This is a genomic window from Ilumatobacter sp. (assembly GCF_030065885.1).
Lineage (GTDB): Bacteria > Actinomycetota > Acidimicrobiia > Acidimicrobiales > Ilumatobacteraceae > Ilumatobacter.
Window position 1 is genome coordinate 1 of sequence record NZ_JASJCS010000054.1, and the last position, 9932, is coordinate 9932.

The 9932-nt window shown below is 70.6% G+C and carries 10 protein-coding genes and 1 pseudogene; 7 read left to right on the forward strand and 4 right to left on the reverse strand.

Translation table 11 applies throughout. The features are described from left to right. Nucleotides 1–239: 239 nt before the first annotated feature. A complete protein-coding gene (locus QNJ12_RS12525; protein ID WP_300622990.1) occupies nucleotides 240–455 on the reverse strand; it encodes a hypothetical protein in 216 nt (71 codons plus the stop codon). 9 nt (nucleotides 456–464) lie between these two features. Next, entirely contained in the window at nucleotides 465–842 is a 378-nt protein-coding gene (locus QNJ12_RS12530) for a hypothetical protein (protein WP_300622991.1), read from the reverse strand. Between the two features lie 130 nt (nucleotides 843–972). Between QNJ12_RS12530 and QNJ12_RS12535 the strand changes: the two genes are divergently transcribed. The 5 genes and pseudogenes from QNJ12_RS12535 (at nucleotide 973) to QNJ12_RS12555 (ending at nucleotide 6438) form a co-directional block, all read left to right on the forward strand. After that, the gene (locus QNJ12_RS12535) at nucleotides 973–1635 is read left to right on the forward strand and encodes a DUF222 domain-containing protein (RefSeq protein ID WP_300622992.1); all 663 of its coding nucleotides are present in this window, start codon (nucleotides 973–975) and stop codon (nucleotides 1633–1635) included. A gap of 27 nt (nucleotides 1636–1662) precedes the next feature. After that, nucleotides 1663–2409 (forward strand): N-acyl homoserine lactonase family protein, encoded by a 747-nt coding sequence (locus QNJ12_RS12540; RefSeq protein ID WP_300622993.1) that lies wholly within the window; start codon nucleotides 1663–1665, stop codon nucleotides 2407–2409. Between the two features lie 34 nt (nucleotides 2410–2443). After that, the gene (locus QNJ12_RS12545; protein ID WP_300622994.1) at nucleotides 2444–3316 is read left to right on the forward strand and encodes a xanthine dehydrogenase family protein subunit M; all 873 of its coding nucleotides are present in this window, start codon (nucleotides 2444–2446) and stop codon (nucleotides 3314–3316) included. 107 nt (nucleotides 3317–3423) lie between these two features. Continuing rightward, a pseudogene (locus QNJ12_RS23745) lies at nucleotides 3424–3865 on the forward strand ((2Fe-2S)-binding protein). Beyond that, nucleotides 3862–6438, forward strand: coding sequence for a xanthine dehydrogenase family protein molybdopterin-binding subunit (locus tag QNJ12_RS12555; protein ID WP_300623025.1), 2577 nt, complete (start codon nucleotides 3862–3864; stop codon nucleotides 6436–6438). The pseudogene QNJ12_RS23745 and the gene QNJ12_RS12555 overlap by 4 nt, the downstream one beginning before the upstream one ends. A gap of 18 nt (nucleotides 6439–6456) precedes the next feature. Here QNJ12_RS12555 and QNJ12_RS12560 read toward each other — a convergent pair whose 3' ends face one another. Continuing rightward, nucleotides 6457–6915, reverse strand: coding sequence for a CoA-binding protein (locus tag QNJ12_RS12560; protein WP_300622995.1), 459 nt, complete (start codon nucleotides 6913–6915; stop codon nucleotides 6457–6459). A 12-nt stretch (nucleotides 6916–6927) separates the two neighbouring features. Then, nucleotides 6928–7185: a hypothetical protein gene (locus QNJ12_RS12565; RefSeq protein ID WP_300622996.1), complete on the reverse strand. Its 258-nt coding sequence runs from the start codon at nucleotides 7183–7185 to the stop codon at nucleotides 6928–6930. Nucleotides 7186–7407: 222 nt separating this feature from the next. Here QNJ12_RS12565 and QNJ12_RS12570 point away from each other — a divergent pair, with 222 nt between their 5' ends. Beyond that, nucleotides 7408–8244, forward strand: a complete 837-nt coding sequence (locus QNJ12_RS12570) for an enoyl-CoA hydratase-related protein (RefSeq protein WP_300622997.1) — start codon at nucleotides 7408–7410, stop codon at nucleotides 8242–8244. A gap of 54 nt (nucleotides 8245–8298) precedes the next feature. Further along, nucleotides 8299–9795, forward strand: a complete 1497-nt coding sequence (locus QNJ12_RS12575) for an SDR family oxidoreductase (protein ID WP_300622998.1) — start codon at nucleotides 8299–8301, stop codon at nucleotides 9793–9795. Nucleotides 9796–9932: the final 137 nt, after the last annotated feature.

Genomic DNA, 9932 nt, shown 5'->3' on the forward strand with positions numbered 1-9932 from the left:
AGCCCTGGGCACATCTCGTGAGTCGCCGTCTCGGACGGGTTCGGATTCGGGATTCGAGGTGTCGGCCGACGGCCTCCGTGTCGTCAGTCGCCGGATCCCTCGAACCCGAAGACCGCGCTCTGCACGATGCGGTGGTTGGCGGCGATCCGGTCGAGCGGGGCGTAGACGCCGCGAATGCGGTGGTGGCTCTTGCGGTACTCCCGTGCGTGTTCTTCTGACCAGAAGAAGACGTTCTCCGTTCAGAAGTCGTCGACGATGTCGGGGCCCTCGACGTCGAACGGCACGACGTCGGGCACGAACACCACGGGCGCCGCGCCGGGCGTCTCGACGCTGATGTTCATGTCGCGGTCGATCTCGAGCGTGAACGGCTCCGAGCAGTGGTGGCACACCGATTCGGCCGTCACCGAGGTGGCCTGCCGGGTGAGGCGCCCGTACACGAAGGGCGCTGCGATCACGTCGGCCGCTCAAGCGGCGTACAGCCGCTCGCCGCTCCGGAAGCGGAGGTGATGCGCCGTGGGCGTGACGGTCACCGGGTAGGCCCACGTCACGGCGCCGTCCGCGTTGCGTGCGATCAGCGCCTTGCGGGCGCCGAGTGCGTCGAGCATCCGGACGACGTCCTCGCGGGAGAGGTCGAGTGCTTCGGCCACTGCGTCCGGCGTCAGCGGCTCGCCGGCGCGGGTGAGCTCGGCGACGAGGAAGCGGTGGAGGCGGCGCTCGAGGGCGGAGAGTCCGCCGATGACCGAGCGCGCCTGATCGGCAAACGCCGAGACACGTCGACGCCCGATCGCCATCGGCAGGCTGAGCATGTGCCGCCGGACCCCGACTCGCATCCAATCGACCACCTGTGCGCACCTCCGTTCGTCCGTGCGAGGGCACTTGTCGATCTACCACTCCCCCACGTGGGCGCACAGAGTCCGAGGTCCCGACGCCGCGCCGGGTTTCGGAGCGCAAGGACGCGCCGGGGACGGCTACGTGTCGAACAGCTCGAGGTTCGATCTGACCAGCGCCGCCCGGTCCCTGCGTCACGCACTCACCCGCCTGGCCGACGAGCAACGGCTCGACCAGACGGGCCGCTCCCGACGGCAGCGCCTCGTCGACGCGCTCGGCGAGCTGGCCGAGGCCTTTCATCGCGGCGAGGTCACCGGCGGCCGCAACCCGTCCCGCATCCTCGTCACGATGACGCTCGACGACCTCGAAGCACGATCCGGCACCGGCCGCGACACGTTCTCGGGCGACGTCATCACCTCGGCCGAGATCGACCGCCTCTGCTGCGACTCGACCATCCACCGGGTCGTGGCCGATCAGACCGGTGCGATCCTCAACTTCGGGCGCGGCCGACGCACTGCGTCGCCGCACCAACTCCTCGCACTCGTCGCCCGCGATGGTGGTTGCCGACATCCGAGCTGCGACCGACCACCGCAGTGGTGCGAAGCGCATCATCTTCGAGAGTTCGCGGCCCGGGGCGGGCTCACCGATCTCGACGAGATGGCGCTCCTGTGCCATCACCACCATCACGCCGTCCACGACGATGATTGGGCGTTGTCGGGCACGCCCACCGATCTGACGTTCACCGGCCCCGACGGTCAGGTACTGCACAGCTCGCTTCCCGCGTCGGAGGTCCGGCAGGCTGCGTGACGGCGACGAGACGAAGACGACGATGCGATGCGATTGATCCCACTCGAGATCGGGCGACTGCACACCGACCTGCAGTCGCTCACGGGAGAACCCGGCACGATCGCCCTCCCGATCCCCTCCTGGTTGATCGAGCACGACCGCGGCCTCGCGATGTTCGACACGGGGATGCACACCGAGCTACGCACCGGCACCGAGCGGATCGGGCCCTGGGCATCGAAGGTGTTCGAGCCCGATCTGCCCGACGGCGAGGACGTCACGGCCCGACTCGGCCAGCACGGCATCGACCCGACCGACATCGACCTGGTCGTCTTCAGCCACCTCCACTTCGACCACTGCGGCGGCACGGTCGAGGTGCCGAACGCCCGCATCGTGGTGCAACGGCAGGAGTGGGCGGCGGGGCACCACCCCAAGCTGATCGAGCACCACGTCTACAACCCCGACGACTTCGACCTCGGTCACGAGGTCCAGCAGATCGACGGCGAGCACGACGTGTTCGGCGACGGTTCGGTCGTGTGCCTGCCCACCGCTGGGCACACGCGGGGTCACCAGTCGTTGCGACTCGAGCTCGCCTCCGGGCCGGTTGTTCTGACGGGCGACTGCGTGTACTTCGAGCGCTTCCTCGACGACATGACCGTGCCGCAGTTCGGGTACGACCTCGATCAGCAGCGCGACTCGATGCGCGAGCTCGCCCGTCTGCGCAGCGAGGGCTGCCGGCTGCTGTACGGGCACGACGCCGGTCAGTTCGCCTCCCTGCCCGCCGAGGGGCTCACGTGAGGGGCCGAACGGGACATCGTGGGATGATCGCCACATGAAGGCGCCGCCGTTCACGTACCACCGACCTCCGACCCTCGACGAGGCCCTCGCGCTGCTGGCCGAACACGGCGACGACGCGAAGGTGCTCGCCGGCGGCCAGTCGCTGATCCCGCTGATGGCGCTGCGGCTCGGCCGCCCTGACCACGTCGTCGACATCGGGGCGATCCGAGAGCTCGACACCATCACCGCCGGCGACGACGGCCTGCGGATCGGGGCGCTCGTGCGGCACGCCCGGGCCGAACGCTCCGACGATGTCGCAGCCGCGGCGCCGCTGGTTCACGAAGCGCTCCCCTGGGTCGGGCACCGGGCCATCCGCTCGCAGGGCACGGTCGTCGGCAGCATCGCCCACGCCGACCCGGCGGCCGAGATGCCGGCCGTCTGCCTGGCTGCGGGCGCCACGATCGAGGCCCGATCCACCGCCGGCACCCGCACGATCGACGCCGCCGACTTCTTCGACGGGTATCTCACGACGACACTGCAACCCGACGAGCTGCTCACCTCGGTGCAGTTCCCCACCTGGCCGTCGCACGCCGTCGGCTCGGTGGTCGAGGTCGCCCGGCGCCACGGCGACTACGCACTCGTCGGACTGGTCACGAAGCTCGAGATCAACGGCGACGCCGTCACCGACGCCGCGCTCTCGTTCTTCGGCGCCGCCTCGACGCCGGTCCGGGTCGCCGAGGCCGAGCAGTCGCTCGTCGGCGGCCCGGCGACGGCAGAGCGGTTCGATGCGGCAGCGGCGATCGTGTCCGATGCGCTCTCCCCCGCCGCCGACATCCACGCCACCAGCGCCTACCGCAAGCACCTGGCGGGCGTGCTCACCCGCCGCGGTCTCGCCCGGGCGGCCGACAAGATCGGAGTCGCGGCGTGACGCAGCAACGACTCGACGCAGAACGAGCCGCCGGCGGCAGCGTCGTCGACGTCGCGTTCACGGTCAACGGCGAGGCGCGGCAGGTCTCGGTCGAGGCCCGGCGCACGCTGTCCGACGTGATCCGCGAGGAGTGCGGGCTCACCGGCACCCACCTCGGCTGCGAGCACGGCGTCTGCGGCGCATGCACCGTGCTCGTCGACGGGCAACCGTCGCGGTCGTGCCTGATGCTCGCGGGCCAGGCCGAGGGCGCGCACATCACCACCATCGAAGGGCTCGCGGAACCCGACGGCTCGCCGCACCCGATCCAGCAGGCGATGATGGACCGCCCACGGCTTCCAGTGCGCGTTCTGCGCACCCGGGTTCCTCATGAGCGCGGTCGCGCTGCTCGACGAGAACCCATCGCCGAGCAACCACCAGATTCGCGAGGAGCTGAGCGGCAACCTCTGCCGCTGCACCGGCTACCAGTCCATCGTCGCCGGCGTCGCACGCGCCGTCGAGCTGATGCAGTCCGATCAGTCCGATCAGTCCGGTCAGGAGGGCCAGGCGTGACCGTCACCACCACCGATCGCTCGGGTCTCGTCGGTCAGTCCGTGAGGCGGGTCGAAGACATCCGGCTGCTCCACGGCCAGGGCCGCTACGTCGCCGATCACGAGCCGCCCGGCACACTCCACGCCGCGTTCCTGCGCAGCCCGCTCGCGCACGCTCGCATCACGTCGATCGACGCGACCCGGGCTCGCCGCGCGCCCGGCGTGGTGGCGGTCTTCACCGGCACCGACATGGAGGCACTGACGCACCCGTTCGTCCCGCTCGTGACGATGCCGAACCTCTACACGCCGCTGTTCCACTGTCTGAGCGCCGAGAAGGTGCGCCACGTCGGCGACCCGATCGCCATCGTCGTCGCCGAGTCGCGCCACCTGGCCGAAGACGCGCTCGAGTCGATCGACGTCGAGTTCGAGCCGCTCGACTCGATCGCGAGCATGGGCGATGCGCTCCGCTCGGCCGCACCCCAGATCTGGGAGCGCGCCGACGGCAACGTGCTCTACGAGCGCGACTGGACGTTCGGCGACGTCGATGCCGTCTTCGCGTCGGCGGACCGGGTCGTCACCGAACGGTTCGTGTCCCACCGCCAGACCAACCAGCCGATGGAGACCCGCGGCATCGTCGTCGGGCCCGGCGACGACGGCAGGCTGACGGTGCGCGTCGCCACCCAGGCACCCCAGCTGGTGCGCTGGGCGATCGCCGCGCTCGCATCGAAGCGGTCGGTCCGCAACTCGGTGCGCGACTTCGTCGGCAACACCGAGCGCCGCACGTCGTTCGTCGCTGCGGCCAAGCAGTTCCTGAGCGACGCCAAGGACGATCTCAAGAAGGCCGACAATGCGGCGATGAAGTCGCAGGTCTCGAAGGACATGAACCACCTGAAGGTGATGGCACAGGCGGGGCTCGCTCTGCTCGGCGCCGAGGACTACCCGCACGTCGAGGTCGACGACGTCGGCGGCGGCTTCGGCTCGAAAGGCCCCGTCGCCCGAGAAGAGCTCGCCGTCGCTGCGGCGGCGATCGAGCTCGGCTGCACCGTGAAATGGATCGAGGACCGCGTCGAGAACCTCATGGACGGCGGCCAGGCCCGTGAGGAGGCGCTCACCCTGTCGATCGCCGTCGACCGCGACGGCACGTTCCGCGGGCTGAGGTTCCACCTCGACCTCGATCAGGGCGCCTACCCCGGCTTCCCGTTCGGAGGTGCCCTCACCGCCGGGATCATGAAGGTCATGTCGCCCGGGTCCTACCGCTGGGACGCCTACCAGATGTCGACGCGATGCATCGCGACGAACAAGGGCAAGGTCGTGCCGTATCGCGGCCCGTGGGCCAACGAGACGTGGGCACGCGAACGGCTCGTCGACATCGTCGCCCGCGGGCTCGGACTCCGGCCCGAAGAGGTGCGCCTCAAGAACATGATCGGCGACGACGTGCCCGCCGACACGATGGTCTCGGGCCCGCCGGTCGACGAGACGCTGGCCACCAAGGGCACGCTCCGTCGCGCGCTCGAGCTGCTCGACCTCCCGGCGTTCTGCGCCGATCAGGAGCGGGCGCGCGCCGAGGGCCGGTACCTCGGCGTCGGCATCGCGTCGTACCACGAGGCCGCGCCGGGCCCGCCCGCCTATCCCGACTTCATCGAGCCGGGCAACGCGGCGTTGGCATCCGAGGAGGGGTGGGCCGCCGTGCTGCCCGACGGCTCGGTCGAGATGTACACGTCGCAGATGCCGCACGGGCAGAGCCACGAGACGACCTACGGCCAGATCATCGCCGACGAGCTCGGCGTGCCGATCGACCAGGTCCGCCTGGTGTTCGGCGACACCGACAAGTCGCCGTTCAGCGTGATCGGCACCGGCGGCAGCCGCGGCGGCCCGATCGGCGGCGGCGTGGCGAAGTACTCGTCGCGCCAGTTGCGAGAGCAGGTCGTCGAACACGCCGCGACCATGCTCGAGGCCGATGTCGCCGACATCGACATCGTCGACGGCAACATCCACGTCGCCGGTGTGCCGTCGAAGGGCGTCACGTACGCCGAGGTCGCCGAGTCCGCCATCGCCGAGCGCGGCACGGTCGACGTGCGCGGCGGCGAGGCCGCCTTCGGCGCGCACCAGTCGTACGGCGGCAAGGGCGACGGCGGCTGGTCGGTCGCCACCCACGCCTGCATCGTCGAGGTCGACCTCGAGACCGGGCAGGTGACGTTCCCCCGGTACCTCGTCGTCGAGGACTGCGGGCCGATCATCAACCCGGCGATCGTCGACGGGCAGGTGCGCGGCGGCGTGGCCCAGGGCATCGGTGCCGTGCTGTACGAGAAGGTCGCCTACGACGAGGACGCCAACCTCAACTCGGCCACCTACATCGACTACCTGATCCCGACGGCGATGGAGATCCCCGAGATCGAGATCCACCACCTCGAGTCGCACTCGCCGGGTGGCGAGAACGACTTCCGCGGCGTCGGCGAGGGCGGCATGATCGGCGCGCCGGCGGCGATCACGAACGCGATCGAAGACGCGTTGGCGCCGTTCGGCGCCCGCATCACCGAGCAGCACCTCCCCCCGACGCGGATCCTCGAGCTCGCCGGGGTGATCGAACGCGAGTGAACGCGCGCGGTCAGGGCGTCACGCGACGGCGATCTTGCGTCCGGAGAAGCGCCGGTGCATGCGGTGCAGCCAGCCGGTGTCGGTCAGGAACATCAGCGGGCACGCGCCGTCGACCACGTCGAGGTCGCGGGCCTGTGCGACCTTGACCGCCTCGGAGCTGACCGCGCCGGGCCCCGCTCCCTTGTGCAGCCAGATGTGGGTGATGCCGCGGTCGGCGCAGTCGCCGATGACCTCGGGCGACATGGCCGCCGGCACCATGATCAGCGCGCCGTCGACGTCGGGTAGCTCGGCGACCGTCCGGTAGCAGCGGTCGCCCTCGAGTTGATCCGCGTTCGGGTTGACCGGGAACATCTCGTAGCCGTGGTCGCGCATCGTCCGGTACACGGCGTTGTTGAAGGACCTCGAGTTGCGCGAGACGCCGACCAGTGCGATCCGCTTCCCGCTCAGGAACCGATCGATGGATGCTTGCGTGGGCATGCTTCGTCCTCCTCAGCTCGCGCCGACGTGTTCGACCTGGCGGTCGGCGTCGCGCAGCAGCGTGACCATCTCGTCGGTGTTCGCCCGGATGGCCTGGACGTTGTCGAACATGACCCGCGGCGGGAAGTCCTCGGGCATCTCGTCCATGTGCCTGCGCATCTTCTCCCACATGCTCGACTGCTCGCCGCAGTCACAGCGCTTCGCTGCAGCGGCGCACGCAGCGGCACACGCCACCGCGAGACCGCCACCGATGATCAGTTTCCGGTTCACGATCGTCCTCCTCACGACGCGCCGGATCGGTCGCGGGCGCGCAAACCGGCACGTCCACCCCTCATGCGACCACGGGTGACGGTTCGGCAACAGGGCACTACGTCCCAAGTGGGACGTGACGTCCAGCGTGGAGGCAACCCCCGACCCGGAGCGCTGCCCGCGTCGCCGGTTCGATCTCACTCGACTCGTCCCCGCGAACCGTGCGGCGACAAGCTGCCCTGCATGACGCGCACGATCGACACCGGAACCGACGACCTCCTCGCTCACGTCGACGGCAACGTCGGCGTGATCACCTTCAACCGGCCCGAGCGCCGGAACGCGCTCTCCGAGGGCATCTACCACGGCTTCGGCTCGGCCTTGCCCGTCCTGGCCGAGGACACCGACGTGAGGGTGGTGATGGTGACCGGCTCGGGCGGGGCGTTCTGTGCCGGCGGCGACGTGAAGGGCATGAACGAGGCCCACAAGGCGGGCGTGGGCCGACCCGGCCAGCCCGAGGGGCTGGAGGACCGGGTGGCGTACCTCCGGCACCGCCAGCGAGCGGTGTCGCTCGCCCTCCACCAGTTCGCCAAGCCGGTCGTGGCTGCACTGCCGGGCGCCGCAGCGGGCGCCGGCCTCTCGATCGCGCTCGCCGCGGACATCCGGCTCGCCGCCGAACGGGCGATCCTCGTGACGGCGTTCGCGGGCGTCGGCGCCTCGGGCGACTTCGGCGGGTCGTGGTTCCTGACCCAGCTCCTCGGCCCGGCCAAGGCGAAGGAGCTGTACTTCACCTCGCCGCGACTCTCGGCCGGCGAGGCGCTCGAGCTCGGCATGGTCAACCAGGTGCTCCCCGACGTGGGATTCGACCAGGCTGCGTTGCACTGGTGCCAGGACCTCGCCGAGCGAGCACCCATCGCGACCCGGCTCATGAAAGAGAACATCAACCGGGCGATCACCTGCGACCTGGCGACGGCGCTCGACGCCGAGGCGCCGAACATGATCCGCGCGATGTCGACCGAGGACCACCGCGAGGCCGCCGCTGCGTTCGTCGAGAAGCGTCAGCCCGTGTTCAGGGGCCGATAGCGCGCCACCCGACCCGCCGTGGGACGCTGGGTCCGTGCGAGGAGCGGAGACCCCGTGAAGGTCGGCGTGATCGGCGCCACCGGCTACGTCGGCGGCCGCCTCGTCCCCTACCTGCTCGCGGCCGGCCACGAGGTGCGGTGCGTCGTACGCACGCCGAGCCGCCTCGACCGCGTGGCGTGGCGGTCCGAGGTCGACGTTGTCGCGGCCGACGTCACCGACGAGGAGTCGCTCGTCCCGGCGTTCGAGGGCCTCGACGCGGTGTTCTACCTCGTGCATGCGATGGGGCTGTCGCACGACTTCGAGCAGACCGACCGGCTCGGCGCCGAGAACACGGCCCGGGCTGCCGAACGTGCCGGGCTGTCGCGGCTGATCTACCTCGGCGGCCTCGGTGACGACACCGGCAAGCGGCTGTCGGAGCACCTCGCCAGCCGCCACGAGGTCGGCCGGATCCTCGCCGCCGGCCCGGTGCCCGTGACCGAGCTGCGAGCGGCCGTGATCATCGGTTCGGGCAGCGCGTCGTTCGAGATGCTCCGCCACCTCGACGAGGTGCTGCCGGTCATGGTCTGCCCCCGCTGGGTCACGAGGACACGCTGCCAACCGATCGGCATCTCCGACGTGCTGCACTACCTCGTCGCCGTGCTCGACGCCCCCGGGTCGGTGGGCCGGGTGCTCGAAATCGGCGGGCCCGACGTCCTGACCTACAAGGACATGATGGACGCGTACGCGGACGCAGCAGGGCTCCGGCGACGCATCGTGATCCCCGTGCCGCTCCTCACGCCGCGGCTCTCGTCACACTGGAACAGCCTCGTCACGCCGCTCCCCTACGGCCTGGCACGGCCACTGGTCGACAGCCTGATCAACGACGTCGTCGTCCGTCCCGACCACGACATCCGAACGATCATCGCCCACGAGCCGCTGACGCTGGAGGCCGCGATCCGGCGGGCGCTCACGCGTGTCCAGGATCTCCAGGTGTGGACGAGCTGGATGGACAGCAACGCGTCGGTCGGCCCGGCGAGCCCGCGCCCGCACGATCCGGACTGGGCCGGGGGGACGGTGCTCGAGGACGTCCAGACGGTCGACACCGACGCCTCGCCGGAGGCCGTGTTCGCCGCCGTACAGGGCGTGGGCGGCGAGCGTGGCTGGTACGTCGGCAAGCCACTCTGGGCGCTGCGGGGTTGGATCGACAAGCTCGTCGGCGGGGTCGGCATGCGTCGTGGCCGTCGTCACCCCGACGAGCTGCGGGTCGGCGATGCGCTCGACTTCTTCCGCGTCGAGGCCTTCGAGCCACCGCACCTGCTGCGCCTGCGCGCCGAGATGAAGGTGCCCGGTGCAGCGTGGCTGGAGTGGCGCGTCTCGACCGACGACGCGACCGGGCGGACCGTCCTGCGCCAGCTGGCCCGCTTCCACCCGCGCGGGATCGCCGGCCGCCTCTACTGGTGGGTGCTCCTCCCGCCGCATGCGGTGATCTGGCGGCAGCTGGCCCGACGACTCGTCGGCGCTGCGCAGGCCTCGTCGTCGAACCCCCGCCACGAGCCCTCGCGCGTCTCCTGACCCCACCGAGGTGAGAAGGATCGGCGGGAAGCCGGAATGACACCGTGATGGCGGCGTGATCGCCGACGAGCGTTCGACACCCATCGCCAGATCAGCGACGACGCGTTGGCAGGTACGGCGGCGACCATCACGATCCC